Source organism: Micromonospora sp. NPDC006431, assembly GCF_042870725.1.
Classification (GTDB): Bacteria; Actinomycetota; Actinomycetes; order Mycobacteriales; family Micromonosporaceae; genus Micromonospora.
The window spans coordinates 335,920-362,753 of sequence record NZ_JBIAHQ010000003.1 but is presented as its reverse complement, the minus strand read 5'-3'; the positions used below and the strand labels follow the sequence as shown (position 1 = coordinate 362,753).

The 26,834-nt window shown below is 73.9% G+C and carries 25 protein-coding genes and 1 tRNA gene; 11 read left to right on the top strand and 15 right to left on the bottom strand.

Features of this window, described 5'->3' with window-relative positions:
* Window positions 1-51 precede the first annotated feature (51 nt).
* The 6 genes from ACFYM6_RS08105 (at window position 52) to ACFYM6_RS08080 (ending at window position 7,666) form a co-directional block, all read left to right on the top strand.
* Complete coding sequence (locus ACFYM6_RS08105; protein WP_387273393.1) at window positions 52-1,836, top strand: N-acetylglutaminylglutamine amidotransferase; 1,785 nt, start codon at window positions 52-54, stop codon at window positions 1,834-1,836.
* Between the two features lie 2 nt (window positions 1,837-1,838).
* Window positions 1,839-3,662: an N-acetylglutaminylglutamine synthetase gene (gene ngg / locus ACFYM6_RS08100; protein ID WP_387273391.1), complete on the top strand. Its 1,824-nt coding sequence runs from the start codon at window positions 1,839-1,841 to the stop codon at window positions 3,660-3,662.
* Window positions 3,659-4,834 (top strand): osmoprotectant NAGGN system M42 family peptidase, encoded by a 1,176-nt coding sequence (locus tag ACFYM6_RS08095; RefSeq protein ID WP_387273390.1) that lies wholly within the window; start codon window positions 3,659-3,661, stop codon window positions 4,832-4,834. The genes ngg and ACFYM6_RS08095 overlap by 4 nt, the downstream gene beginning before the upstream one ends.
* Before the next feature lie 335 nt (window positions 4,835-5,169).
* Window positions 5,170-6,099, top strand: a complete 930-nt coding sequence (locus ACFYM6_RS08090) for a ribonuclease Z (protein ID WP_387273753.1) — start codon at window positions 5,170-5,172, stop codon at window positions 6,097-6,099.
* Window positions 6,096-6,605 (top strand): GNAT family N-acetyltransferase, encoded by a 510-nt coding sequence (locus ACFYM6_RS08085; protein WP_387273388.1) that lies wholly within the window; start codon window positions 6,096-6,098, stop codon window positions 6,603-6,605. Before ACFYM6_RS08090 ends, ACFYM6_RS08085 begins: the two co-directional genes overlap by 4 nt.
* Before the next feature lie 110 nt (window positions 6,606-6,715).
* Complete coding sequence (locus ACFYM6_RS08080) at window positions 6,716-7,666, top strand: S1C family serine protease (protein WP_387273386.1); 951 nt, start codon at window positions 6,716-6,718, stop codon at window positions 7,664-7,666.
* Window positions 7,667-7,712: 46 nt separating this feature from the next.
* Here the strand turns inward: ACFYM6_RS08080 and ACFYM6_RS08075 are convergent, their stop codons facing one another.
* Window positions 7,713-9,083, bottom strand: coding sequence for a cystathionine beta-synthase (locus ACFYM6_RS08075; protein WP_387273384.1), 1,371 nt, complete (start codon window positions 9,081-9,083; stop codon window positions 7,713-7,715).
* 75 nt (window positions 9,084-9,158) lie between these two features.
* Window positions 9,159-9,515, bottom strand: coding sequence for a YkvA family protein (locus tag ACFYM6_RS08070; RefSeq protein ID WP_387273382.1), 357 nt, complete (start codon window positions 9,513-9,515; stop codon window positions 9,159-9,161).
* A 149-nt stretch (window positions 9,516-9,664) separates the two neighbouring features.
* Between ACFYM6_RS08070 and ACFYM6_RS08065 the strand changes: the two genes are divergently transcribed.
* The 4 genes from ACFYM6_RS08065 to ACFYM6_RS08050 all read left to right on the top strand — a co-directional run bounded on the left by ACFYM6_RS08065 (window position 9,665) and on the right by ACFYM6_RS08050 (window position 14,488).
* A complete protein-coding gene (locus ACFYM6_RS08065) occupies window positions 9,665-10,711 on the top strand; it encodes an SGNH/GDSL hydrolase family protein (protein WP_387273380.1) in 1,047 nt (348 codons plus the stop codon).
* A gap of 102 nt (window positions 10,712-10,813) precedes the next feature.
* Window positions 10,814-11,611 carry an SGNH/GDSL hydrolase family protein gene (locus tag ACFYM6_RS08060; protein WP_387273379.1) on the top strand — a complete coding sequence of 266 codons (798 nt, stop codon included), beginning with the start codon at window positions 10,814-10,816 and terminating at the stop codon, window positions 11,609-11,611.
* A 77-nt stretch (window positions 11,612-11,688) separates the two neighbouring features.
* On the top strand, window positions 11,689-12,951 hold the full coding sequence (locus tag ACFYM6_RS08055; RefSeq protein WP_387273377.1) for an acetyl-CoA C-acetyltransferase: 1,263 nt from the start codon (window positions 11,689-11,691) through the stop codon (window positions 12,949-12,951).
* A gap of 34 nt (window positions 12,952-12,985) precedes the next feature.
* Window positions 12,986-14,488 (top strand): CHAD domain-containing protein, encoded by a 1,503-nt coding sequence (locus ACFYM6_RS08050; protein ID WP_387273375.1) that lies wholly within the window; start codon window positions 12,986-12,988, stop codon window positions 14,486-14,488.
* Between the two features lie 69 nt (window positions 14,489-14,557).
* On the opposite strand, the gene ACFYM6_RS08045 is transcribed toward ACFYM6_RS08050, so the two are convergent.
* From ACFYM6_RS08045 to ACFYM6_RS08030, 4 genes are all read right to left on the bottom strand, one after another.
* Window positions 14,558-14,878 (bottom strand): hypothetical protein, encoded by a 321-nt coding sequence (locus ACFYM6_RS08045; RefSeq protein ID WP_073832879.1) that lies wholly within the window; start codon window positions 14,876-14,878, stop codon window positions 14,558-14,560.
* Between the two features lie 17 nt (window positions 14,879-14,895).
* A complete protein-coding gene (locus tag ACFYM6_RS08040) occupies window positions 14,896-15,654 on the bottom strand; it encodes a Bax inhibitor-1/YccA family protein (protein WP_387273373.1) in 759 nt (252 codons plus the stop codon).
* A 126-nt stretch (window positions 15,655-15,780) separates the two neighbouring features.
* Window positions 15,781-16,620 carry a Bax inhibitor-1/YccA family protein gene (locus tag ACFYM6_RS08035; RefSeq protein WP_357445382.1) on the bottom strand — a complete coding sequence of 280 codons (840 nt, stop codon included), beginning with the start codon at window positions 16,618-16,620 and terminating at the stop codon, window positions 15,781-15,783.
* A gap of 106 nt (window positions 16,621-16,726) precedes the next feature.
* Window positions 16,727-16,810, bottom strand: a tRNA-Leu gene (locus ACFYM6_RS08030).
* A gap of 102 nt (window positions 16,811-16,912) precedes the next feature.
* On the opposite strand from ACFYM6_RS08030, the gene ACFYM6_RS08025 reads away from it, so the two are divergent.
* On the top strand, window positions 16,913-18,745 hold the full coding sequence (locus ACFYM6_RS08025; RefSeq protein ID WP_387273371.1) for a hypothetical protein: 1,833 nt from the start codon (window positions 16,913-16,915) through the stop codon (window positions 18,743-18,745).
* 219 nt (window positions 18,746-18,964) lie between these two features.
* Here the strand turns inward: ACFYM6_RS08025 and ACFYM6_RS08020 are convergent, their stop codons facing one another.
* From ACFYM6_RS08020 to ACFYM6_RS07980, 9 genes are all read right to left on the bottom strand, one after another.
* Window positions 18,965-20,293 carry an NAD(P)/FAD-dependent oxidoreductase gene (locus tag ACFYM6_RS08020; protein ID WP_387273369.1) on the bottom strand — a complete coding sequence of 443 codons (1,329 nt, stop codon included), beginning with the start codon at window positions 20,291-20,293 and terminating at the stop codon, window positions 18,965-18,967.
* A gap of 102 nt (window positions 20,294-20,395) precedes the next feature.
* The gene (locus ACFYM6_RS08015; protein ID WP_387273367.1) at window positions 20,396-20,968 is read right to left on the bottom strand and encodes a hypothetical protein; all 573 of its coding nucleotides are present in this window, start codon (window positions 20,966-20,968) and stop codon (window positions 20,396-20,398) included.
* Window positions 20,969-21,005: 37 nt separating this feature from the next.
* The gene (locus tag ACFYM6_RS08010) at window positions 21,006-22,367 is read right to left on the bottom strand and encodes a DUF58 domain-containing protein (RefSeq protein WP_387273365.1); all 1,362 of its coding nucleotides are present in this window, start codon (window positions 22,365-22,367) and stop codon (window positions 21,006-21,008) included.
* Window positions 22,367-23,374 carry an AAA family ATPase gene (locus ACFYM6_RS08005; RefSeq protein ID WP_387273363.1) on the bottom strand — a complete coding sequence of 336 codons (1,008 nt, stop codon included), beginning with the start codon at window positions 23,372-23,374 and terminating at the stop codon, window positions 22,367-22,369. The genes ACFYM6_RS08010 and ACFYM6_RS08005 overlap by 1 nt, the downstream gene beginning before the upstream one ends.
* Window positions 23,374-23,955, bottom strand: a complete 582-nt coding sequence (locus tag ACFYM6_RS08000; RefSeq protein ID WP_387273362.1) for a hypothetical protein — start codon at window positions 23,953-23,955, stop codon at window positions 23,374-23,376. Before ACFYM6_RS08000 ends, ACFYM6_RS08005 begins: the two co-directional genes overlap by 1 nt.
* 76 nt (window positions 23,956-24,031) lie before the next feature.
* Window positions 24,032-24,778, bottom strand: a complete 747-nt coding sequence (locus tag ACFYM6_RS07995; RefSeq protein WP_387273360.1) for a DUF4129 domain-containing protein — start codon at window positions 24,776-24,778, stop codon at window positions 24,032-24,034.
* A 20-nt stretch (window positions 24,779-24,798) separates the two neighbouring features.
* Entirely contained in the window at window positions 24,799-25,542 is a 744-nt protein-coding gene (locus ACFYM6_RS07990; RefSeq protein ID WP_387273358.1) for a uracil-DNA glycosylase, read from the bottom strand.
* Window positions 25,535-26,221, bottom strand: a complete 687-nt coding sequence (locus tag ACFYM6_RS07985; protein ID WP_387273356.1) for a dienelactone hydrolase family protein — start codon at window positions 26,219-26,221, stop codon at window positions 25,535-25,537. Before ACFYM6_RS07985 ends, ACFYM6_RS07990 begins: the two co-directional genes overlap by 8 nt.
* Window positions 26,222-26,333: 112 nt before the next feature.
* On the bottom strand, window positions 26,334-26,831 hold the full coding sequence (locus ACFYM6_RS07980) for a hypothetical protein (protein WP_387273354.1): 498 nt from the start codon (window positions 26,829-26,831) through the stop codon (window positions 26,334-26,336).
* Window positions 26,832-26,834 lie beyond the last annotated feature (3 nt).

The following is a 26,834-nucleotide window of genomic DNA, read 5'->3' as shown; positions in this document are numbered from 1 at the left end:
GTCATCAGCTCAACCGGCGGATCGCAACGTCCTCTGGCAGCATGGGCCGGCATGTGCGGACTGGCTGGGGAGTTCCGCCATGACGGTTCACGCGCCGATGTGACGGCGGTGGAGCGGATGGCGGCCACCATGAGTGACCGAGGACCGGACGACAGCGGGGTGTGGTCACAGGGCCCCATCGCCCTGGGACACCGGCGCCTGAAGATCATCGACCTCTCCGCCGCGAGCGGCCAGCCCCTGGTCGACTCCGCCGCCGGTCTCACGGGCGTCTTCAACGGCTGCATCTACAACTACCGCGAGCTGCGCGCGGAGCTGCAGGCCAAGGGGCACCGCTTCTTCTCCTCCGGGGACAGCGAGGTCGTGGTCAAGGCGTACGCCGAGTGGGGGCTCGACTTCGTCGACCACCTGATCGGCATGTTCGCGGTGGCGATCAGCGAGCGGGACACCGGACGGCTGATCCTGGCCCGGGATCGCCTCGGCATCAAGCCGCTCTACCTGACCGAGGCCCCGGGCCTGGTCCGCTTCGCCAGCACCCTGCCGGCGTTGCTGGCCGGCGGCGGCGTCGACACCTCGATCGACCCGGTGGCGCTGGCCCACTACCTGAGCTTCCACAGCATCGTGCCGCCGCCGCGGACCATTCTGCGCGGCGTCACCAAGCTTCCCCCGGCCACCGTCCGGGTGTACGAGCCGGACGGCTCCCGCCACGAGCGGGTCTACTGGGATCCGTCCTTCACCCGGGCCGCCGAGCGGGCCGGCTGGTCCGCACGGGACTGGCAGGACGCGCTGCTGGAGTCGCTGACCACCGCCGTGCGCCGGCGGATGGTGGCCGACGTGCCGGTGGGCGTGCTGCTCTCCGGCGGCCTGGACTCCAGCCTGGTCGTCGCGCTCCTGGCCGGGGAGGGGCAGTCCGGCCTGGCCACCTTCTCGATCGGCTTCGACGCGGTCGGCGGCCGGGAGGGCGACGAGTTCGTCTACTCCGACCTGGTCGCCAAGACCTTCGCCACCGACCACCACCAGATCCGGGTGCCCACCGGCGACCTGCTGCCGCCGCTGGAGGCCGCCGTCGCGGCGATGAGCGAACCCATGGTCAGCCACGACTGCGTGGCGTTCTGGCTGCTCAGCCAGGAGGTGGCCCGGCATGTCAAGGTGGTCCAGTCCGGCCAGGGCGCGGACGAGATCCTGGGTGGCTACCACTGGTACCCGCCGCTCGCCGGGGTCGACCGCGAGCGGGCACTCGAGACGTACGCGAAGGCGTTCTTCGACCGCGACGCGGCCGGCCTGGCCCGGGTGCTCAATCCGGCGTGGCTGCTCGGCGGCGACCCGGCGCGCGAGTTCGTCGCCGCGCACCTGACCCGGCCCGGCGCGCACACCGCGGTCGACGCCGGCCTGCGGATCGACACCCAGGTCATGCTGACCGACGACCCGGTGAAGCGGGTGGACAACATGACCATGGCGCACGGGCTGGAGGCCCGGGTGCCGTTCCTCGACCACGAGTTCGTGGCGCTCGCCGCGAGCTGCCCACCGGAGCTGAAGCTGGCCCAGGGCGGCAAGGGCGTACTCAAGGAGATCGGCCGGCGGCTCCTCCCCCACGCGGTCATCGACCGGCCGAAGGGCTACTTCCCGGTGCCGGGCCTCACCCATCTCGAGGGCAAGCTCCTCGACCGGGTACGCGATGCCCTCACCGCCCCGGAGGCCCGCCGCCGCGACCTGTTCCGCGCGGAGTACGTCGACGCACTGCTCGCCGACCCGAACGCCGAACTGACCCCGTTGAACGGAAACAAGCTGTGGCAACTCGGACTCCTGGAAATGTGGCTCCAGAGCCACGGAATCGACTGACCGTGACCGACACCCTCGCCACCGGCACGGCCCGTATCGATCGGGAACGGATGCTGGGTCGCCGCCGGGAACGCGTCGGCCCGGGCGGCGACCCGGTCGCCCCCGGCGCACCCGAGCCACGTCGCGACGCCAACTCGGACGGGGTGGTGCTGGACTGCGGCTGGGGCCGGCTGGTCTTCGGGCAGACGTTCGGCGAGCAGGTTGCCGTTGCCGACGTGCTGCGCTCCGAGGCCGTCGGCGCCCGGGACATCTGCATCTACCTGCGGGATCCGCACGTGCTGGTCTCCCGGCTGCCGGACGAGCTGTTCATCGACCCGTCGCTGACCTACCGGCTGCCGCTGGGCGAGCGCCGGCCGGCCGCCACCGCGGCCGGCGAGGTCTCCGGCCTGACCATCCGGCCACTGCGCGACGCCGACGACGCCGACGCGGTGAACCGCATCTACGCCCGCAACGGCATGGTCACCGCCCCGGTCGAGGTGCTGGTCGACAACGCCGCCAGCGACCGGTTCCTGCACCTCGTCGCCGAGGCGGCCACCGGCGAGGTGGTCGGCACCATCACCGGTGTGGACCACGTCGCGGTCTTCGCCGACCCGGAGCGGGGCGCCAGCCTCTGGTGCCTGACCGTGGACTTCAACACGGCGCCGCCCGGCACCGGGCAGGCCCTGCTCACCGCGCTGGCCGACCGGCTCGACGAGCGGGGCCGGGCGTTCGTGGACCTCTCGGTGCTGGCCGAGAACTCCGGGGCGATCCGGCTCTACGAGCGGCTGGGCTTCCACCGCACCGGGACGCTCTGCGTGAAGCGGAAGAACCCGATCAACGAGCGGCTCTTCCTGCCCGCCACCCCTGAGGGGTACGACGGGCTCAACCCGTACGCGAAGATCGTCGCCGACGAGGCGATGCGGCGCGGCATCCGGGTGGAGGTCACCGACCCGCACTGGGGTGAGCTGAGGCTGACCAGCGGCGGCCGGACCGTGCACACCCGGGAGTCGCTGTCCGAGTTGACCTCGGCGGTGGCGATGAGCCGCTGCGACGACAAGCGGGTGACCCGGCGGATCCTCACCCAGGCGGGGCTCTCCGTGCCACGTGGCCGGACCGCCACCGGCGACGCCGACGACCTGGCCTTCCTGGCGGACGTCGGCCCGGTGGTGGTAAAGCCGGCCCGGGGCGAGCAGGGCAACGGCATCACCGTCGGGGTGCGTACGCCCGAGGCGCTGGCCGCGGCGGTCACGCTGGCCCGGCGGTTCTGCCCGGACGTGCTGATCGAGGAGCTGCGCGAGGGCGACGACCTGCGGGTCGTCGTCATCGACCACGAGGTGGTGGCTGCCGCCGTACGCCGGCCCGCCCAGATCACCGGCGACGGGCTGCACGACGTCACCGAGCTGATCGAGCGGCAGAGCCGGCGGCGGGCCGCCGCCACCGGGGGCGAGTCGCGGATCCCGATCGACGACATGACCCGTGAGGTGGTGGCCGAGGCGGGCCACCGGATGCACGACGTGCTCCCCGAGGGCCAGGTGCTCGCCGTACGCCGGACCGCCAACCTGCACACCGGCGGCACCATCCACGACGTCACCGCGGAGCTGCACCCGGAGATCGCCGAGGCGTGCGTGGCGGCCAGCCGGGCGCTGGACATCCCGGTGACCGGGCTGGACCTGCTGGTGCCCGCCCCGGACCGGCCGGAGCACGTGTTCATCGAGGCGAACGAGCGGCCCGGCCTGGCCAACCACGAGCCGCAGCCGACCGCCGAGCGCTTCGTCGACCTGCTCTTCCCCGGCACCCGGGCGCCGCAGCGGCTCTGGTCCCCGGCCGGGACCGGAGGCGCCGCGTGAACCCGAAGCCCCTGGAGCTGGACCTCGACTACCTGCGCCAGGTGCTGGTCGAGCTGCTGGAGATCCCCAGCCCGTCGGGGCGTACCGACCACATCCAGCAGTACGTCGGGGAACGGCTGTCCGCGCTCGGCATCAGCTCCACGCTGACCCGGCGCGGGGCGCTCACCGCCAGCCTTCCCGGCCCCCGGGCCACCGGCGCCGACCGGGCGATCGTGGTGCACACCGACACCATCGGCGGCATGGTGAAGGGGCTCAAGGAGAACGGCCGGCTGGAGCTGAAGCCGATCGGGACGCACAGTGCCCGGTTCGCCGAGGGCGCCCAGGTCCGGATCTTCACCGACGACCTGGACCGGGTGATCACCGGCCAGGTGCTGCCGCTGAAGGCCAGCGGGCACCGCTACAACGAGGCGGTCGACCTGCAGGGCGTCGGCTGGGAGCTGGTCGAGGTGCGGGTCGACGAGCCGGTCGCCGACGCCGCCGGCCTGCGGGCCCTCGGCGTCGACGCGGGCGACTTCGTCGCGCTGCTGGCCCACCCGACGATCACCCCGAGCGGGTACGTCAAGTCCCGGCACCTGGACGACAAGGCCGGCGTGGCCGCGGTGCTGACCGCATTCAAGGCGATGGTCGACGCGGGCGTCACCCCGGCGGTGACCGCGCACCTGCTGGTCACGGTCACCGAGGAGATCGGGCACGGGGCCAGCCACGGCCTCGACCCGGACGTGGCGGAGATCGTCTCGGTGGACGCGGCGGTGGTCGCCCCGGGGCAGCAGTCCCGGGAGGACGCGGCCACCCTGGCCATGGGCGACGGGGTGGGTCCGTTCGACTACCACCTCACCCGCAACCTGGCGTCGATCGCCCGGGAGCACGGCGTCGACCTGGTCCGGGACGTCTTCGACTACTACCGGTCGGACGTGGCGGCCGCGGTCGAGGCCGGCGCGCACGCCCGCGTGGCGCTGCTCGGCTTCGGCGTGGACGCCACCCACGGGCACGAGCGCACCCACCTCGACGGGCTGCGCCACCTGGCCCAGCTGATCTGCCTCTACCTGCAGAGCCCACTGGTCTTCCCCGAGTGGGACGCCGAGCCGGAGGGCGACCTGGCCGACTTCCCGTCGCTGGCCGTCCAACCGGCCTCCGAGGAAGGCCCCCGCGAGGGCCCGATCGGCCTGGACTGACGCGCTCCGGGCTCGGGCTGCGCTCGATGTCGGGCCTGTGATCGAAATCCGTTGCCGGGGTCGCCGGGAAGTGGATAGCGTGGCGGTACACGGGAAAGGAGGTGGTCCAGCTTTGTATAGCAATCGGACTCGTGAGGTGGCTGTCCGCTAGCCGCTGTCCTCGACAGTAATTCCGTCCGCCGCGAGGCGGGCACAGGCACCATCGTCGAGACCGTGTGGCAGCGGTGCGGCGAATCCACGACAGCCACCCGACCCCCGGGGTGCCGGCCCAGTCCAGCCGGCCCGCGCGCGAGCGCGGAAGCCCCGGGGGTCGCTTCATGCTCCAGGGGGTTCCGGTGTCCATGCGCGAGCTGGTGGTGCTCGGTACGGCCAGCCAGGCCCCCACCCGACAGCGCAACCACAACGGCTACCTGCTGCGCTGGGACGACGAGGTGCTCCTCTTCGACCCCGGCGAGGGCAGCCAGCGGCAGATGCTGCACACCGGGATCTCGGCCACCGACCTCACCCGGATCTGCGTCACCCACTTCCACGGCGACCACTGCCTGGGCCTGCCCGGCGTGATCCAGCGGCTCTCCCTGGACCGGGTGCCGCACCCGGTGGCCGTGACCTTCCCGGCCGGTGGCATTGAGTACTTCCACCGGCTGCACCACGCGTCGAGCTTCTACGAGGCGGCCGAGCTGACCGTGGAGCCGATCGAGGTCGACGGGCAGCGGATCAGCCTGGGCATCGGCACGCTGGAGGCCCGCCGGCTGCAGCACCCGATCGAGACCTACGGCTACCGGCTCATCGAGCCGGACGGCTGCCGGATGCTGCCGGAGAAGCTGGCCGCGTACGGCGTCGCCGGCCCGGCGGTCGGCGAACTGCTCCGCGTCGGCCACCTGGACCTGGCCGGACGCCGCGTCACCCGGGACGAGGTGAGCGTGACCCGCTCCGGCCAGCGGTTCGCCTTCGTGATGGACACCGGGCTCTGCGACGGGGTGTGGGCCCTGGCCGAGCACGCCGACCTGCTGGTCATCGAGGCGACGTTCCTGGAATCGGAGGCCGCCCTCGCCGCCGAGGTCGGCCACCTGACCGCGGCGCAGGCCGCACGGGTGGCGGCCGAGTCCGGGGTACGCACCCTCGTGCTCACCCACTTCTCCCAGCGGTACGCCGACCCGCGCCGGTTCGCCGACGAGGCCCGCGCGCACTTCACCGGGGAGCTGGTGATCGCCGAGGACCTGATGACCGTGCCGGTGCCGCCCCGGCGGGTAGCCTCGGCCGGGTGACTGTCGCCCTGCGCCCCGCCACCGAGGCCGACCTGATGGCGGTCGGCGCCCTGCACCAGCGCTCCAGGGTGGCGGCATACGGGGCGTTTCTGCCGGCGGCGGCGCTGGCCGAACCGACGCCGGAGGCGATGGGCCGGTACTGGGTCGAGCGCTGGCAGTGGGAGCGGGACGACCACCGGATGACGGTCGCCGAGCGCGACGGCCGGCGCGTCGGCTTCAGCTACCTGGGCCCGGACGACGAGGGCGATCCCGCCACCGGACTGCTCAACGCGATCCACCTCGAGCCCGACGAGCGGGGCCGCGGCACCGGGCGGGCGCTGATGGTCGACGCCCTCGGCGCGATGCGGGCGCGCGGCTGGGACCGGGCCGTGCTCTGGGTGCTGGAGCGGAACACGGCCGCCCGTCGGTTCTACGAGCGCGGCGGCTGGACCGCCACCGGTGCCCGCCGCGACGACCGGATCGGCCCCGCCATCGTTTGCCAGCTCCGCTACGCACGCGAAGTCTGAGGGTCCCGTCACGGCAGACGGCCTAGGAAGCCCTCTTCCCGACCAGCGGCACGCCGTTCGCTCTGAGCGGATCGGGGCATGGGCGCCGGCGCAGGCGCGTTGGCACCGGCATGGACACCGAGCACACCGAGCGGGCGGAGGACGCCGCGCTCGACGCGTACTCCCGGGTGGTGACCGGCGTGGCCGCGCGGGTGCTGCCCAGCGTGGCCGCCCTGTCGGTGCGGACCGCACGCGGCGCGGGCGCCGGCTCCGCCGTGGTGATCGGCCCCGACGGACTGCTGCTCACCAGCGCGCACGTGGTGCAGGGCGCCCGGAACGGCTCGGCCGCCTTCGGCGACGGCGTCGAAACCGGGTTCCGGGTGGTCGGCGCCGACCCGCTGTCCGACCTGGCCGTGCTGCGTGCGGAGGAGACGACCGTGCCGCCGGTGGAGCTGGGCGACGCGGACCGCCTGCGGATCGGCCAGCTCGTGGTCGCGGTCGGCAACCCGCTGGGGCTGGCCGGCTCGGTCACCGCCGGGGTGGTCTCCGGGCTGGGCCGGTCGCTGCCGGCCCGGGACGGGCGGGTCACCCGGCTGATCGAGGACGTCATCCAGACCGACGCGGCGCTGAACCCGGGAAACTCCGGCGGGGCGTTGGCCGACTCCGCCGGCCGGGTGGTCGGGGTGAACACGGCAGTCGCCGGGCACGGCCTCGGCCTCGCCGTGCCGATCAACGCCACCACCCGGCAGATCATCGCCGACCTGACCGCCGACGGCCGGGTACGCCGGGCCTGGCTGGGCGTCGCCGGCGTGCCGGTGCCGCTGCCGCCGGAGGTCGTCGCCCGGACCGGGCAGCGACGCGGGCTGCGGGTGGTGGAGGTGGTGCCGGGCAGCCCGGCCGGGATGGCCGGGATCTACCTGGGCGACGTGATCCTCGCCGCCGGCGGCCGGCCCGTGCAGGACGGACAGGGCCTGCAGCGGCTGATGCTCGGCCCGGCCATCGGCACCCGGCTGCCGGTCACCGTGCTGCGCCGGGGCGCCCTCGTCGACGTGGTGGCCGTCCCGACGGAGCTGAGCCGCTGACACGACGAGGGCCGCTCCCCGGCGGGAACGGCCCTCATCGGTGCACTCAGCGCGCGCCGAGGTGGGCGAGCAGGTCCTGCCGGGTCAGCACGCCCCTGGGCTTGCCGTCAACCAGCACCAGGGCGGCGTCGGCCTTCTCCAGCAGCCCGACCGCCTCGCTCACCGGCTGCCCGCCGCCGATCATCGGCAGCGGCGCGGCCATGTGCCGCTCGATCGTGTCGTGCAGGTGGGCCTGGCCGGTGAAGAGCGCGTCGAGCAGGTCCTTCTCGGCGATCGAGCCGGCCACCTCGCCGGTGACCACCGGCGGCTCGGCCTTGAGCACCGGGAGCTGGGAGACGCCGTACTCGCGCATGTAGTCGATGGCGTCGCGGACCGTCTCGGTCGGGTGGACGTGCACCAGTTCGGGCAGCCCGCCCGGCTTGCTGGCGAGCGCGTCGGCGACCGTCGGCTCGGTGCCGGAGTTGTCCAGGAACCCGTACCGGGCCATCCAGTTGTCGTTGAAGATCTTCGACAGGTAGCCCCGGCCGCCGTCCGGCAGCAGCACCACGACCACGTCGTCCGGGCCGGCCTTGCGGGCCACCTCCAGGGCACCCACCACGGCCATGCCGCAGGAGCCGCCGACCAGCAGGCCCTCCTCGCGGGCCAGCCGCCGGGTCATCTCGAAGGATTCCTTGTCGGAGACCTCGACGATCTCGTCGGCGATGGTCCGGTCGTACGTCTCCGGCCAGAAGTCCTCACCGACGCCCTCGACCAGGTACGGCCGGCCGGTGCCGCCGGAGTAGACCGAACCCTCCGGATCCGCGCCGACGACCTTGACCCGCCCCTCGGAGGCCTCCTTGAGGTAGCGGCCGATGCCGGAGATGGTGCCGCCGGTGCCGACGCCCGCGACGAAGTGGGTGACCCGCCCCTCGGTCTGCTGCCAGATCTCCGGGCCGGTGGTCTCGTAGTGCGAGCGGGGGTTGGCCGGGTTGCTGTACTGGTTGGGCTTCCACGCGCCGGGGATCTCCCGGGCCAGCCGGTCGGAGACGTTGTAGTAGGAGCGCGGGTCCTCCGGCGCCACCGCGGTCGGGCAGACCACCACCTCGGCACCGTACGCGCGCAGCACGTCCTGCTTGTCCTGGCTGACCTTGTCCGGGCAGACGAACACGCACTTGTAACCCTTGAGCTGGGCCACCAGAGCCAGCCCGACGCCGGTGTTGCCGCTGGTCGGCTCGACGATGGTGCCACCGGGCTTGAGCAGGCCCGCCTTCTCGGCATCCTCCACCATCCGCAGCGCGATCCGGTCCTTGACCGAGCCGCCCGGGTTGACGTACTCCACCTTCGCGAGCACGGTCGCCTGGATGCCCTCGGTGACGTTGCGCAGGCGGACCAGCGGGGTGTTGCCGATCAGGTCGACGACATTGTCGTAGTACTGCACCTCGTTGTGCCCTTCGTTGCGGCGCCGGCGTCGGCGTCCGAGCAGACGTTCATTCGTCGCCCAGGGTACGTGCCGTCAGGGCACCACACGTCCCGGGATGACGGAGCTTCGCCGCGCCTCCCACTCCAGGAACCGCTCGGTCTCGGCGAGCACGCTGCCGGCCAGCCAGGTGACCATCACCGCGTCGTCGGCCAGGCCGAGGACCGCCAGCGGGATCTCCGGCAGCAGGTCGATCGGCGAGACCACGTACGCCGTGGCCGCGGCCATCAGGGCCAGCCGCAGGCCGCCGTCGTACTCCCCCTTGGCGGTGGCCCGGATCATCCGGGGCAGCGCCGCCAGCCGGGCACCGAGCGAGGGACCGCCCCGCGCCCCGCTCGCCAGCGCCCGGGCCAGCGCGGCGAAGGCCCCGCTCCGCTTCAACGTCCTGCCCATGTGTGTCGCCCCTTTCCGCTCGCCCGACCAGAGTGCGGCCCCGGCGCAAGAGCGCCGCCACCCTCTCGGAAACAGGTACCCGGAACCGTGCTCCGTCAGCCGCACGATCGCGGAGAGCGGGTGTCGAAACGGCGCGATAGTGTCGGTTCATGGGGGAAGCTGGTTCCGCCGTACCAGCCGGCTGGCGGCGAGCCCGGCAGATCGCCCGCCTGGCGGCGATCGGCACGGGCGCCACCGTGGCGGCCACCGTCGCGACGGGCGGGGTGCTGCTCGGCCAGGCCCGGCAGGCCCGGCGCACCATCCCGATGGCCGAGGCACCCCCGCCCCGCTGCGACGGGGTCTACGGCGCGAAGCTTCCCGGCCCGCCCGTCACCATGGTGATCCTGGGCGACTCCTCGGCCGCCGGCTACGGCGTGCACCGCCGCCGGGAGACCCCGGGTGCGCTGCTGGCCACCGGGCTGTCCCGCCGGCTGCACCGGCCGGTCCGGCTGCACCGGTTCGCCGTGGTGGGCGCCCTGTCGGCCGGGCTGAAGCCGCAGGTCGAGTCGGCCCTGGAGGTCGAGCCGGACATCGCGGTCATCCTGATCGGCGGCAACGACGTCACCAACCGCACTCCGCCGTCGGTGGCGGTGCGCTACCTGGTCGACGCGGTCCGCACGCTGCGCGCGGCCGGCTGCGAGGTGGTCGTCGGCACCTGCCCCGACCTGGGGGCGATCCAGCCGATCCAGCCGCCGCTGCGCTGGCTGGCCCGCCGCTGGAGCCGCCAGCTCGCCGCCGCGCAGACGGTGGCGGTGGTCGAGGCCGGCGGCCGAACGGTCTCCCTCGGCGACCTGCTCGGTCCCCGGTTCGCCGCCGAGCCGGCCCGGATGTTCGCCTGGGACCGGTTCCATCCGTCCGCCGAGGGGTACGCGGTCGCCGCGGCGGCGATGCTGCCCACCCTGCTCTCCGCGCTCGGCGCCGGTCAGGAACGCCGGCCTCCGCTGCCCGGCCGGGAAGGCGTACGGTCGCTCCCAGAGGCGGCCCACGAGGCGGCCCGGCACGCGGGCACCGAGGTCAGCGGCACTCAGGTCCGGGGCCGCGACCACGGACCCGGCGGGCGCTGGGCGCAGCTTCGGCGGCGTGCCTTCTTCGGCGTCGGCGCGGTGCCGCACTCCGGTGACCACGCCGAGTCACCGACCCTGGAGGGACTGGCATGAGCGGGCCCAGTGGGGGCATCATCAGGCACAACGCGAGCGTGGCATGAGCCCGGCTCGCGAGCCGATCGGCCTGTGCGCCGTCGGCCCTGGGGAGGTGTCGTCATGACGGGGCATAACGAGTTCGTGGTCCGGCTGGGTCGGGCCGCGGCCCTCTCCCTGGTCGCCGGCACGGTGGGTGGGGCGGCGATCCTCGCCGGCCAGGCCATCGCCGCCCGCAGCCGCCAGTACGCGCAGCCCGAGCTGAGCCTCGCGCTGCGCGCCACGGTCGGCCGGGCGGACGCGCCGCCGCTGCGGCTGGTGCTGCTCGGCGACTCGTCGGCGCTCGGCGTCGGGGTGGACCGCTTCGAGGAGACCATCGGCGGCCAGCTCGCCCACCTGCTGGCGGAGGGGCCGACCGGCCGGCGGGTGCACCTGTCCAGCGTGGGCGTCTCCGGGTCCCGCTCCACCGACCTGGCCACCCAGGTGGCCCGGGCGCTGCTCGGTGAACGCCCCGACGTGGCGGTGATCCTGATCGGGGCCAACGACGCGACCGCGATGGTCCGCCCGGCGGACGCGGCCGCGTACCTGAGCTCGGCGGTGCGCCGGCTGCGCGAGGCGCACGTCGAGGTGGTGGTGGGCACCTGCCCCGACCTCGGCGCGGTCCGCGCGGTCGCGTCCCCGCTCCGGCAGGTGCTCGCCTGGTCCGGGCGGCGGCTCGCCCGCGCCCAACTGTCGGCCGTGCTGGACGCCGGGGGCAGCGTCGTCGACCTGGGCACCGAGACCGGCCCGGTGTTCCGGGCGGACGCGGGGACGTTCTGCCACGACGGCTTCCACCCCTCCGCCGACGGCTACCGGGTCTGGGCGCACGCCCTGCTCCCCACAGTCGAGGCGGCCGCGGCGGTCGCCTCCCGGCACCACTGACCGGGCCCGCCGGGGGTGACATTTCCCGCCCGGCGGCCAGCTTCCACCGAAAGTTACTCGCGGGTTAACGTTGGTTCATGCCGATTGAGTCGCCCCGCGACGCCGTCATCGTCGCCACCGCCCGGTCCCCCATCGGTCGCGCGTTCAAGGGTTCCCTGCGGGACGTCCGCCCGGACGATCTGGCCGCCACCATAGTCCAGGCCACCCTCGACAAGGTACCCGCGCTCGACCCCACAACGATCGACGACCTCTACCTGGGCTGCGGCCTGCCCGGGGGCGAGCAGGGCTTCAACATGGCCCGGGTGGTCGCCACCCTGCTCGGCCTGGACGGCCTGCCCGGCGCCACGCTGACCCGATACTGCGCCTCCTCGCTGCAGACCACCCGGATGGCCATGCACGCGATCCGGGCCGGCGAGGGCGACGTCTTCATCTCCGCCGGCGTCGAGACCGTCTCCCGGTACGCCCGGGGCAACTCGGACACCCTGCCGCCGGAAGCGCGGGCGCTGGTCGGCGGCGGTTGGGAGAACCCCCGCTTCGCGGCGGCGCGCGAGCGGTCCGCGGTCCGCGCCCAGGGCGGCGCCGAGGTGTGGACCGACCCGCGCGAGGCCGGCCAACTCCCCGACATCTACCTGGCGATGGGGCAGACCGCGGAGAACCTCGCCCAGGTCTACGACATCACCCGCGAGGACATGGACGCCTTCGGCGTCCGCAGCCAGAACCTGGCCGAGAAGGCGATCGCGGACGGCTTCTGGGCCCGTGAGATCACCCCGGTGACCACCCCGGACGGCACCGTGGTCAGCGCCGACGACGGCCCGCGGCCGGGCGTGACCCTGGCCGGTGTCGCCGGCCTGAAGCCGGTCTTCCGTCCGGACGGCCGGATCACCGCCGGCAACTGCTGCCCGCTCAACGACGGCGCCGCCGCCGTGATCGTGATGAGCGCCCAGCGGGCGCGGGATCTCGGCCTCACCCCGCTGGCCCGGATCGTCTCCACCGGCGTCACCGCGCTCTCCCCGGAGATCATGGGACTCGGCCCGGTCGAGGCGTCGAAGCAGGCGCTCAAGCGGGCCGGCATGACCATCGACGACGTCGACCTCGTCGAGATCAACGAGGCGTTCGCCGCGCAGGTGATCCCGTCGTACCGGCAGCTCGGCATCCCGGAGGAGAAGTTGAACGTCATGGGCGGCGCGATCGCCGTCGGGCACCCGTTCGGCATGACCGGGGCCCGGATCACCGGCACCCTGCTCAACGCCCTGGAGTGGCACGACCGGACCATCGGGCTGGAGACCATGTGTGTCGGCGGCGGCCAGGGCATGGCCATGGTGCTCGAACGGCTGAGCTGATTCGACGAAGACGGACCCGGGTAGCGGAGGCGCCATGGCGATAGTCGTGGAACGCGAGCGCAAGTACTCCGGGGACGAGGCATTCCGACTGCCGGACCTGACGGGGTGCGGTGGCGTCACGGCGATGTCCGACGCCACCGCCCTCGACCTGGACGCGGTCTACCTGGACACCACCGACCTGCGGCTGGCCCGGAGCGGCTTCGCGCTGCGACGGCGTACCGGCGGGCACGACGCGGGCTGGCACCTCAAGGTCGGGGCCACCGGCGGCCCCCGGACCGAGTACCAGTTCCCCGCCGGGCCGGATGACAGCGACCCACCGCCCGAGTTGGTCGCGCTCTTCCGGGCCGCGTCCCGGGGCCGGCCGGTCGCCCCGGCCGCCCGGATCGTCACCCGCCGCCGGGAACGCCGCCTCCTCGACCCGGCCGGCCGGACCTTGGCCGAGGTGGCCGAGGACCGCGTCGAGGCCCACGACCTGGTCGGCGGCGAACGGCAGGCGTGGCACGAGATCGAGGTCGAGCTGGTCGACGGCGACGAGGCCCTGCTCGACGCGGTGGAGGGGCGGCTGCGCGAGGCCGGGGCCCGGCCGGTGCCGGTGTCCAAGTCGCACCGGGCGCTCGCCAGCCGGCTCGCGGCCGCCCGGCCGGCGCCCGCCGATCCCGGTGCGGCGCCGGTGCTCGACCACGCCGCCGCCCAGCGCGACGCCCTGATCGGCAACCACCCGGGCGCGTGGAGCGGCGACGAGGACGCGGTGCACGACATGCGGGTCGCCGTCCGCCGGCTCCGCTCCACCCTGCGTACGTTCGGCGGGCTGTGGGACCGGCGGGAGAGCGAGTTGGTGCGCGGCGAGCTGCGCTGGCTGGGCGGGCAGCTCGGGCCGGTCCGGGACACCCAGGTGATGGCCGCCCGGCTCGCCGACGCCGTCCACGCGGAGCCGGACGAGCTGGTGCTCGGCCCGGTCGCGGCGCGGCTCGCCGAGCGGTTCGCCGCCGACCTGGCCACGGCGCTCGACGAGCTACGCACGGCACTCGACTCCGACCGGTACGCCGAGCTGCTGCGCCGGCTGGACGCGCTGCTGGAGGGGCCGCCCGCCCGGGCGGTGGACGCCCGCTGGGTGGCCCGCCGGGTCCGCCGCGCGGTGCGCCGGGCGGACGAGCGCCTGGACCGGGCCCTGGCCGCCGGGCACCGGGCCGGCGGGACCGACGACATCGCCCTGCACGAGGCGCGCAAGGCGGCCAAGGCGGCCCGCTACGCGGTCGAGGTGCGCGAGCCGGCCGCCGGGAAGCCCGCCGCCCGACTGGTGGCACAGCTCAAGGACCTGCAGGACCTGCTCGGCGCGCACCAGGACTCGACGGTCACCCGCGAGGTGCTGCGCCGCCAGGCGCTGCGGGCGTACGCCGCCGGCGAGAACACCTTCACGTACGGTGTCCTGCACGCCGGGCAGGCCGCGGCGGCCGACCGCGAGCTGCCGGGTCTGCTGCGGGCGCGGGACCGGGCCCGGCGGCGGAAGGTCCGGCGCTGGCTGACGCGGGCTGGCTGACGGCAGCGGCGACCGGGCGCCCGGCTGATCCGGGAGGGCTTCGGCTCCTGGCACGCCCCGATCCCGCGGCTACAGCGCGGAACGGGTGCCGGCCACCGCGGCGACGGCCTCGGCCAGCACCGACTCCGGTGGACCGGCCGCCACCAGGTCGGCGGCGACCACCCGGAGCTGGTCGGGCAGGACCAGGTCGTTACCGAGCCGGGGCACCTCCCGGCGCGGCTCGCCCTCCGCGTCCGCCGCCAGGTTGGCGATCTCCTGCACCAGCTTGTGCACCAGGTCGGCCCGCGACACGTTGCCGCCCGCGGCCACCGCCGACCAGCGCGGCTGCTGCCAGTGCCCGACCTGTCGGACCAGCAGCTCCACCGCCCGGTCCAGTTCCGCTGCGCTCATCGCGGCCGAGTCTACGGTCAGCGCCGGGCGTAGCTGAGCAGGCGGAGGATCTGCCAGTACAGGAAGATCAACCCGACCAGCAGCCCGAACGCGCAGAACCAGGCGTACCGGCGGGGCAGGCCGGCCCGAACCGAACGCTCGACCAGATCGAAGTCGAGGATGAAGCTGAACGCCCCGGCGATGATCGCCACCACCGAGAAGACCCACGGCAGCCAGCCGACCTGGCCGGTGAGGTTGTACGCCTCCAGGGCCTGCCGCCCGGTGAGCAGGTACGCGACCAGGTTGACCAGCCCGAGCGCCACGATCCCGAGGAGCGTGCCGACGACCAGCCGGGCCAGCCGTGGGGTGGCCCGGACCACCCGGGCCCGATAGAGCAGGGCCATCCCGAGGAAGACGCCGAAGGTGCCGATCACCGCCTGGGCCACGATCCCCGGATACACCATCTCGAAGGCCCGGCTCGCCACCCCGAGCAACAGCCCCTGGAGCACCGCGTACGCGGCGATGACCGGCGGGCTGGTGATCTGCCTGAGGGAGATGACCAGCACCAGCGCCAGGCTGGCCAGGGAACTGCCGACGAGCGCCGCCGAGATCCAGATCGCCGGCGGTACGACCACCCAGGCGGCGACCGCCGTGACGCCGGTGAGCACCAGCAGACCGACCGTCCGGCTGACCACGTCGGCCACGGTCATCGTCTCGGCGGCCCCGAGGCCGAGCACCTGGCGCTCGGTCCGGCCGACGTCGTCCAGTCGGGTCAGCACCGGATTGGCACTCCGCACCGCGACCTCCTCGCCGACGTACCCCGCTCCCACTCTGCCCCCGGTGATCCGGCGGCGGCGGGAAAACGAGGACGCCCGCCGCCGCGGTCGCGGCAGGCGGGCGTCGCAGGTCGGGCGGCGGGACCGTCAGTCGTCGCCCTGGAAGTAGCTGAGCAGGCGCAGCACCTCCAGGTAGAGCCAGACCAGGCCGACCACGATGCCGAACGCGGCGGTCCAGGCGTAGCGCTGCGGAAGCCCCATCCGCACGCCGTCTTCGATCTGGGCGAAGTTGAGGACGAAGCTCAACGAGGCGACCACGATGCAGACCAGGCTGAAGCCGATGCCCAGCGGGCCGCTGTCGCGCAGGCCGGTGTGCACGCCGAAGAGCGCGAGCACCAGGTTGATCAGCATGACCGCGAAGAGGCCACCGATGACCGCGATCATGATCCGGGTGAACTTCGGGGTGGCCCGGATGACCCGCGCCTTGTAGAGCGTCGCCATCAGGAAGAACACGCCGAAGGTCGCCACCACGGCCTGGAGCACAATGCCGTTGTAGAGCGACTCGAACGCCTTGCTGACCATGCCGACGAAGACGCCCTCGACGATCGAGTAGGCCACCACCAGCGCCGGGTTGGCCATCCGCGAGAACGAGATGATCATACCGAGCACCAGACCGACGACCGCGGCACCGATCCAGGCGACGCCGACCAGGGCGTCCGGGACGAGCGCCCAGGCGGCCGCGGCGGAGACGCCGAGGATGCCGAGCAGCATGACCGTCTTGACGACGACGTCGTCCAGGGTCATGGGGGTCACGGTGGGCGCGGCCGCCGGGTAGCCGTACCCGGGGGTCGGGTACTGCTGCGGCTGCGGCTGGTACTGCTGCGGGTATCCGGGCTGACCGTACGGCCCGGGCTGGGCGTACCCGGCCGCCCGCTCACGCTCGGCCGCCTGGCCGAGCCGGGCGAGCACCGGGTTCGAGGTCTTCACTTCTCAGGCCTCCCTCAGGGGGTCGATGCACGTGAACGTGCCTCTCCAGGGTAAACGTGGCACGCACCCCCGCGCCGGGAGTGAAGCTGTGGGAAAGCTGAGAGTCTGGTGCCCGGGGCGGGGCTCGAACCCGCACGCCTTGCGGCAGCCGCTTTTAAGGCGGCCGTGTCTGCCGTTCCACCACCCGGGCAGGTGGCACCGGCGCGCCGACACGCGGCGGTGCAGATCTCACCGTAGCCGCTACGGCGCCACCTGGCGTACCCCGCGGGCCGCCACCGCTATGGTCGAGGCCGTGACCAGCGCCGCCCGCACCGCCCCCGGACCCGACCGCGACCAGGCGCTCCGCCTCGACCCGGCAGCCCCCCGCCCGACCCGGACGGCCCGCCTGCTGGCCACCGCGGACCGGCACCGCGCGGACCTGCTCGCCGGGCTGCTCTTCACCCTGCTCGCCGGCTGGCTCACCCACGGGCTGTGGCCGGCGCCGGGGCAGCGGGTGCTCGCGCTCAACGCGGCGGACCAGACCCTCTACGAGTGGTTCCTGGCCGTCGACTCACGCGCCCTGCTCGGCGACTTCAGCCTGCTCACCGACCGGCTCAACGCCCCCGACGGGGTCAACCTGATGGCCAACACCACGGTCATCGCGCTCGGGGTGCTCCTCGCCCCGGTCACCTGGGCGTTCGGGGCACCGGTCACCTTCGCCCTGCTGGCCGCCGGCAACCTGGCCGGCACGGCGGTCGCCTGGTACCTGCTCTTCACCCGGACGCTGCGGGCCCGCCGGCTCGCCGCCGGACTCGGCGCCGCACTGTGCGGCTTCGGGCCAGGCATGGTCTCGCAGAGCAACGGGCACCTGCACATGACCGCCCAGTGGCTGGTTCCGGTGATCGTCTGGCTGGTCATCCGGCTGCTCCGGGCCGCCGACCCGGCCGGCCGCCCGGCCGGACCGGACCGCTGGCGGCTGGCCAGCTCGGCGGTCGGGCTGGCCGCGGCGGTCACCGCCCAGCTCTTCATCGGCGAGGAAGTGCTCTTCCTCACCGCGGTCACCCTGCTGGTGATGACGCTGGCATACGGGCTGACCGACCGGGCCCTGCTGCGCCGGGCGCTGCCGGCGTTCGGCGGGGGAATGATGGTCGCCACCGGTCTGGCGCTTCTCGTGCTGGCATACCCGTTGTGGTACCAGTTCGCCGGGCCGCAGGGCGTCGCCGACGGCATGTTCAGCCCGGACTACTTCTCCGCCGACCTGGCCAGCTGGTCCACCCTCTCCCCACAGTCCGTGCTGGGCAGCGCGGCCGCGTCCCGCCTGACCACCGGGCCGGCCGAGTACAACACCTTCCTCGGCTGGCCGCTGCTGCTGGTCACCGCCGCCTGCGCGCTCTGGCTGGGCCGGCGCCCGCTGGTGGTCGCCTGCGTCGCCGGCGCGCTGGTCATGGGGGCGCTGTCGCTCGGTCCCGAGGTCATCGTCGCCGGCGAACGGACCGGGCTGCCCGCCCCGTACGCCCTGCTGGCCGGCGTGCCCGTGGTGGACGGCGCGCTGCCGATGCGGTTCGCCCTGGCGGTGCTGCCGCTGGTCGGGACCGTGCTGACCCTCGCGGTGGACCGGGCGCTGGCGGCATCCGGCCGGGCCCGGCGGCTGGTGCCGCTGGCCGTCGGCGCGGCCCTGCTCACCGTCTTCCCCACACCGCTGCCCACCACCGACCGGCCGGCGCTGCCCGAGTTCGTCACGGCCGGCCACTGGCGGCAGTGCGTCCGGCCCGGCGGAGTGCTGGTCCCGGTGCCCGCCGCCACCCCGGCAGACCCATGGCCGATGCGCTGGGCCACCGCCGCCGACGCGGCGTTCGGCATGCCCGAAGGCTTCTTCATCGGCTCGTACGGCCGGGACGGCTCGGCGGCCATGGGCACCTACAAGCGCCCCACCTCGGCCCTGCTCGCCGACATCGCGAAGCGGGGGGTGCCCGCCGCGGTCGGCGACGAGCAACGCCGGCAGGCGGCCCGGGACATCCAGTTCTGGGGCGCCTCCTGCGTGGCACTGACCGACGACGCGCCGCACGCGGAGACCCTGCGCAGGACTCTGGAGCAGCTCTTCGGCCCGGGCACCCGGGTCGCCGACGCCTGGACCTGGCGGTTCTGACCGGCACCACCACATACCGCACACGAAGTCGCTCACCGCGCCCTGCCCAACCAGGGAGGCGACACTTTCGGGGAAAGTGGCCCCTCAGAGCGCCGCGAGGGACCACTTTCAGCGAAGGTGCGCCCTGACCGCAGGAAAGGGACTGCGACCGGTACGGGAAAGGGCCCTCCCCGTCCGGGGAGGGCCCTTTGCGGCGAACTCAGCCGCCGACCGGAGAACTCAGCGGCGGGCGCCGATCGGGGCGGACGCCTCGGCGAACTCCTCGCGCGGGTCGTGCAGCTGGCCCAGCGCAACCACCTCACGCTTGAGGAAGAACGCCAGCGTCCAGTCGACCACGACCCGCACCTTGCGGTTGAACGACGGGATCCGCGACATGTGGTACGTGCGGTGCATGAACCAGGCCGGCCAGCCGGTCATCTTCACCCCGTAGACCTGCGCGACGCCCTTGTGCAGGCCGAGGCTGGCCACGCTGCCCGCGTGCTTGTGCTTGTAGTTGACCGGCTCGCGCCCGCGGATCACATTCGCGATGTTGTCGGCCATCCGGGCGGCCTGCCGGACGGCGTGCTGGGCGCTCGGCGAGCAGAAGTTGCCCGGCTCCTTGGTGAGGTCCGGCACGGCGGCGCAGTCACCCGCGCTCCACGCGCCCTCGACCACCCGGTCGCCGTCGACGATCTGCAGGGTGGGCAGGCAGGTGACCCGGCGGCGCTCGTCGCGCGGGAAGTTGGTGGCGTCCAGCATGGGCGACGGCTTGACGCCGGCCGTCCAGACGATCGTGTCGGCCGGGAAGCTGTCGCCGTCGGAGAGCTTGACGATGCCATCGACACACGACTCGAGCCGGGTGTCCAGGCGGATGTCCATGTTCCGCTTGAGCAGCTGCTGCACCGTGTAGGCGCCCATGTCCCGGTCGACCTCGGGCAGCACCCGCTGGGTGGCTTCGACCAGGACCCAGCGCATGTCCTCCGGCTTGAGCTCCGGGTAGTAGCGCAGCGCGTCCCGAGCCATGTCCTCCATCTCGGCCAGCGCCTCGATGCCGGCGTAGCCACCCCCGACGAAGGCGAAGGTCAGCGCGCGGCGGCGGACCTCCGGGTCGGTCGTGACGGCCGCCACGTCGAGCCGGTCCAGCACGTGGTTACGCAGGAAGACGGCCTCGCCGATGGTCTTGAACCCGATGCCGTGCTCGTGCAGGCCGGGGATCGGCAGAGTGCGGGAGACCGAGCCGGGGGCGACCACCACGTGGTCGTACGGGATCTCCCGGGTCGGGCCGCTGATCGGCTGCACGATCGCGGTCTTCCGGTCGTGGTCGATCCGGGTCACCGCACCCGCCACCACCGTGCACCGGCGCAACTCCCGTCGCAGCGGCACCACCGCGTGCCGGGGCGAGATGTTGCCCGCCGACGCTTCCGGGAGGAACGGCTGGTAGGTCATGTGCGGCTGCGGGTCGACGACGATGACCTCGGCCTCACGGGAGCTCAGCTTCTTGGACAGGCGCAGAGCGGCGTACAGGCCCACGTGCCCGGCACCCACGACAAGGATCCGCTTCGGATTCACGTCATCTATCTTTCCCCCGGCGGCTCGACTAATCCCGTTCGAGACCCCCCGTTGTGACGGAGCACAACCCCTGTGACCTGCACAACGTCCCGCGATGTCCCGCTATCTGCGACGCAGGAGAAAGCTGAGCAGCGCGGTGAGACCCACCGCGACCAGCAGCCCGGCCACCGTGGCCGCCTGAAAACCACGGCTCCCACCGACCCCGCCGAGCCAGGCCAGCACGATGCCGAGCACCGCGCTCGCCAGCACCACTCCGCCGGCGCGGGTCAGCCACCGCAGGACCAGGTCCGGATCGACCACCGCATCGAACGGCAGCAGTGCGGCCAGCGCGCAGAGCGTGTGCGCCAGGTAGAGCAGGGCCGCCACGGCGAGCAGCCGCCAGAGCTCCGGCGGCCGGTCGTATCCGAGGGTGGCGAGCAGCCAACCACCGACCGTGACCAGTGCCGCGAAGGTCGGCCAGATCCGGCGCGGCCCGACCGCCGGCAGCACCGCCACCACCGTCAGAGCCAGCACCGACCGCGGGGTGAACGCCCGCACCGGGTACGCGACCAGGAAGCCGACCAGCACGGTGAGGAAGACGCCGCCGCGGACCAGCAACGGCGTGAGACCGATCCGGCTGACCGTGTAGCGCAGCGCGCGGACCCGCTCGTGCAGTGCTTCGAGAAGGTCGTTCATCGCTTCCCACCTTCGTGCGCGACGGCGGGACGCCGCCTCACCGGCCACCCACCCGCGGGACGGTGGCCAGGCGGGCCACGTCGCGCAGCACCTGATCGAGGCTGCCCGCGCCGGCCCAGCGGACCACCGGCACGCCGTGCTCGCGGAGCTGACCGATCATCGTGTCCCGGTCCAGCCGCCACAGCCGATAGGCGACCTCGGCCCAGCCCTGGCCCTTCGGCACCGGCAGGTCAGCCGGCAGGGTGTCCACCGCCACCACGAACCGCCCGCCCCGGGCCATCCGGGCCAGCATCTGGGCCGAGCGCTCGTCGAGCAGCGGGGTGAGCACCACCAGCAGCGCGTCCGAGGAGAGCAACTGCGGGCCGAAGACCTGGTCGTACGGCTCGTGGGGCGAGTTCTCGGCCCGCACGTCGAGCAGCCACTCCAGCACGGTCAGGTATTGCCGGCGGCCGGTGGCCGGGCGGAGCCGGCGGGCGGCCGGGCCGTACTCCAGCAGCGCCACCCGGTCGCCCCGGTGCAGGTAGTGTTCGGCGATCGCGGCGGCGGCCCGGACCGTGGTGTCCATCACGGACGCCGCGCCGCGTACGCCGCCGGACCGGCCCGCCTCGGCGAGCACGTCGAGCAGCACCACCACCTCGGCGTCCCGGTCGGACAGGGTGGCCGCCACATGTAGCTGGCGGGCCCGCAGCGACACCCGCCAGTCGATCCGGCGCAGCCGGTCCCCGGGGGCGAAGACCCGCACGCCGGCCAGCTCACCGCCCTCCCCCGGCCGCCGGGAGTGATGCGCGCCGACCAGCCCGGCGGCCCGGGGCATCGCCTCCACCGCCTCGAACGGCTCAGTCATCGGGTAGACCCGCATCCGGACCGGGTCGGTGATGACCGCCCGGGAGACCAGCAGCCCGTCGGCGACGGCGACCCGCGCCCCGGCCGGACCGATCGGGTGCCGACCCCAGCGCAGCGCCGTCCCGGTCAGCGCCAGGTCGACCGCGGTGCCGCGGGGCACCGAGGTGACGAAGGGGCGGTCGGCGCCACCGGAACGGCTCACGTCCACCCCGGATCCGCCGAAGCCGACCTGCTCCACCCGCAGCCAGCGGGACATCCTGGTACGGACCACCGCCAGGTCGTACGAGACGGTGTCCGGGTTGGCGACGGCGACCGTGGCGGCCATCGGCGAACCCTCGACCAGGTGCGCGTCCCCGGTGCCGATCTCCAGCTCGGGCAGCGTGGCGGGCCGGCGGCGCAGCCCGTACGCGGTGCCCAGGGCGAACGGCGTGGCCAGGACGACCAGGTCGATCCGGCCGAGCAGCACGGCCGCGACGAGCAGCAGCCCGGTGAGCAGCACGGCCCGGCCGAGCGCCCGGGTGGGCGCCCAGCTCGCCGGCTCCTGGCGGTCGGCCATCAGTGCCCGGCGGGTCCGGCCGCGTAGCTGGGCAGGGCGCCGCTGGCCGGGGCGGGCGTGGCCTCCAGCACCTCACCGACGACGAAGGACGGGTCGACCCGGCGCAGCCACATCTCCGGGCGCAGGGTGATCCGGTGGGCCAGCGCGGGCACCGCCACCGCCTTGACATCCTCCGGCACCACGTAGTCGCGGTTGGCGAGCACCGCCCGGACCCGGGACAGCAGCAGCAGCGCCAGCGAGCCGCGTGGCGAGGCGCCGACCAGCGCCGAGGGGTGCTCCCGGGTGGCCGCGGTCAGCGCCACGATGTACCGGCCGACGGAGTCCTCGACGACCACGTCCTCCAGCGCCGCCTGCATGGCCCGCAGGGTGGTGGCGTCCACCACGGGCTTGATCTCGGCCTCCTCCCGCCGGCGGGCGATCCGTCGGCGCAGCACGTCCCACTCCTCCTCGTGGTTCGGGTAGCCGAACGACACCCGGAGCAGGAACCGGTCGAGCTGCGCCTCGGGCAGCGGGTACGTTCCCTCGTACTCGATCGGGTTGGCGGTGGCGAGCACGTGGAACGGCTCGTCCAGCCGGTAGGTGACGCCCTCGACGGAGACCTGCTTCTCCTGCATCGCCTCCAGCAGTGCCGACTGGGTCTTCGGCGGGGTGCGGTTGATCTCGTCGGCGAGGAGCAGGTTGGTGAAGACCGGTCCGGCCCGGAACGAGAAGTCGCCGCTGCGCTGGTCGTAGAGGAAGGAGCCGGTGACGTCGGCGGGCAGCAGGTCGGGCGTGAACTGGAGGCGGCGGAAGTCCAGCCCGAGGGCCTGCGCGAACGAGCGCGCGGTCAGCGTCTTGCCCAGGCCGGGCAGGTCCTCCAGCAGCACGTGTCCGCCGGCCAGGATGCCGGCGAGGACCAGCTCCAGCGCCTCCCGCTTGCCGACCACGACCGTGCCGACCGCGTCCAGCACCTCTCGGGCCAGCCGGCCCACCTCGGCGGAGGGCATGCTCCGGTCCACGTCGTTCATCACAGCTTCTCCAGTTCGGCGACGATCGCCGCGAGGTTGCGCGGCGACGGGGTGCGGCGGGCGGGCGTGGCGAGGAAGGTCCACAGCGGCTCGCCCAGCAGGGCGCGGGCCCTGGCCGGGTCGGACTCGCGGGTGACGCCGTGCTTCTGGCGCAGCCGCTCGTCGGCCAACTCCCCGATCCGGGGCAGGATCACCTTGGTGAACCGCTCGGGCCGGCTGGTGGACCAGTCCAGCGGCACCTGCCAGCGGTTGATCGCGCTACGCAGTGCGTCCCGGGTCCCCCAGTTCCAGGTGCCCGGCTCCTCGCCGACCGGGGCCCGGCCACCGGCCCTCGGCGGCGGCGGGGGCGACAGGGCAGCGGTGACCCGGCGTACGGCGAGCACGGCGAGCACTCCGGCCACGATGATCCAGAGTGACACCTGGAGACCGATCGCGCGCAGGCCGACCACGACCACCACCACGATCGCCGCGGTGACCGCGAGGGCACGCAGCAGCCCGCGCAGCCACCCGCCCCGCCCGTCCCGCGCCTCCCCGGCCGGTTCCTCGTCGAACGACAGCAGGTCGTCGATACTGGTGCTCATGCCGTCGCCTCCCTCCGGTCGGCAACGGCCTGAGGCACCACCGCGCCGAGCTGACCGATTCGCTCACTCCGCTCGCTCATGCCGTCGCCTCTCCGGAATCGGCGACGGCTACGGTGGTCAACTCGGTGCGCAGCCGGCGCAGCGCGGCCCGGGCCTGGTCCCGCATCTGCTCGTCGACGGCGTGGGTGGCGTACCGGGCCTCCCGGTAGACGTGCGCGAAGCCGTCCAGCACACCGGCGCTGGCGATCGCCGGGACGCCGGCCGCCGGGTCACCGCGTAGCAGCCGGGTGACCAGGTCGGTGGCGGTGTCCCCGGCCAGCCGGGGCACCCCGGCCTCCTCGGCCGCCTCCTCCAGTCGGACCCAGCAGGCGATCACCGCCGTCCGGGGATCGGTGGACCGGTCGTCCAGCTCCACCAGGCCGGCGTCCAGGGCGGCCACCACCTCCCGGGCGGTGCCGTCGGCGGTCCGCCGGGCCCGCTGCGTCGGGATGGCCCGGGTGGTCCGCCGCAGCGCCCCGCGGATCAGCGTCCAGACGACGTACCCGGCGACGACCAGCGCAGCTATACCGAGCACGACGAGGAAGGCAGTGATGATCCACTGGGGAATCTCGACCGAGGTGGCCTCGCCCGCGTCCCGGGGCTCGACCGGGATCGAGGGTGCGGGCTCGGCGGTGGGGTAATCCGGCACGTAGGGGATGTTGTCCACGGCGGGCGGGATCCGGCTGGCGCCGATCGCGGAGTGCCCGGCGGCGAGCGCGGCGACGGCGAGCAGCAGGGTCACCGCGGCGACCGGCCACCACCTGCGCAGCACGCCGAGGTCCATCCCACCGCCCTACGCAATCCTCAGTCGTCCACCCCGGCCAGCCGCTTCGCCCGGGCGAACACGTCGTCCAACATCGCTGGTGTCAGCCGCCCGGTGAAGGTGTTCTGCTGGCTGACGTGGTAGCAGCCGAGCAGCGCCGGTACGGACGTGCCGGACCAGTGTGCCCCATGACCGAACGCCGGGCGCGGAGTGGGCGGGCGCTGCCCGTACACGTCGCGCAGGACCGGCCACCATGCGGCCCAGGCGAACGCGCCCAGCGCGACCACGACACGCAGCGTGGGCCGGAGCAGCGCGACCTCCCGGTGCAGCCAGGGCGCGCAGGTGTCGCGTTCGGTCGGGGTGGGTTTGTTGTCCGGCGGCGCGCAGCGGACCGCGGCGAAGATCCGGGTGTCGCGCAGGGTCAGGCCGTCGTCGGCGGCGACACTGGTCGGCTGGTTCGCCAGCCCAGCCCGGTACAGCGCGGCGAACAGCACGTCGCCGGAGCGGTCGCCGGTGAAGATCCGGCCGGTGCGGTTGCCGCCGTGCGCGGCCGGTGCCAGGCCGAGGATGGCGATCCGCGCGTCAGGCACGCCGAAACCGGGCACCGGTCGGCCCCAGTACTCCTGGTCGCGGAAGGCCGCCCGCTTCGTCCGGGCCACCTCCTCCCGCCAGGCGACCAGCCGGGGGCAGGCGAAGCAGTTGCTGACCTCGGCGTCGAGGTCGGCCAGATCGGTCGCCCGCGCGGCGCGGGCGACCACCTCGGCGGGGGTACGCGGCTCAGCCAAGCCTGGCCCGGAAAAGCTCGAGGGTGCGGGCCCAGGCGGTGGCGGCGGCGCGCTGGTCGAAGTGCTCCGGCCGGTCCTCGTTGAAGAACGCGTGCGAGGTGCCCGGGTAGTCGTAGGTCTGGCAGGCCCCGCCGGCCGCCTCGATGGCCCGGCGTACGCTCTGCACCCCGTCGGCGGCGGAGAGGCCGTCCGCCTCCGAGCAGTGGATGAGCGCGGCCTTGCCCGCGTAGTCGGCCCAGTCGGTGCGCATGCCGTCCCAGGGCAGGCGCGGGTAGAAGCCGGCGGTGGCGACGATCCGGTCGGAGAAGGTCCCCGACCAGAGGGCCAGGCTGGCGCCGGCGCAGAACCCGGCGCAGCCGATCCCGCCGGCCACCTCCGAGCGGCCGGAGAGATAGTCCGCCGCGGCGGCGATGTCGGTGGCCGCCTCGTCCATCTGCGCGCTGTTCAGCATCTGCCGGGGCTCACTCGGCTTGCTGGCCGGGCCGCCGTGGCGGAAGTCCGGCGCGAGGGCGACGAAGCCGGCCTCGGCGAAGCGGTCCACGACCGCCCGCACGTGGGGCACCAGACCCCACCAGTCCTGGATGACGATGACCGCCGGGCTGGCCGCACCGCCGGAGGGTATCGCGAGATACCCCTCGCTCGTCCCCCCGTTGCCGGTGAAGCTCACCATCTCGCCCATTGGCCCGTCCTCCTAGCGGTCAGTCATCGTTGGCTGGTCGCCCAGTGGGCGTTACGTGCCGGTAGCGTGCCACGCTCCCGGCAGCCCGGGGAAGACGCCGGCAGAGTGGCATTCACCTCCCGTTCGCCTGGCGGACCAGACAGAGCAGGTAGCCGTCGCCGTCGTCGCCGACGCGGTACAGGACGTACCCGTCGTCGCCCGGCCGGAAGTACGGCTCGCACGCCGCCGCCGAGCGGGTACGGGCCGCCGCCGGGTCCTGCACCCGGCCGACCACCGCGTACGCCGCGGCGGCCGAGTCGCAGCGGACCATTCGCGCATCGTCGGCCGCCTTCGCCTCGACGCCGGCGACGGTGGGCAGCTCAGCCACGCAGTCACCGATCCTCGCCTCGGCGGTGCCGTCACCGCCGCCGAAGACGTCGCGCAGGTCGCCACTCGGGCCCACCTTGATCAGAAAACCCACCAGCAGGGCGGTGGCGACGCCGAGGAGCAGCACGACCACGCCCAGCACGGCGCCGAGACGGGACGGGGCGGCCGGATCGCCGGCTGGTTCCGACGGCGGGGTCCCGTCGGTTGCGGGCTCGGCGGAGGAGAGGGTGGCCTGCTCTGACACGGG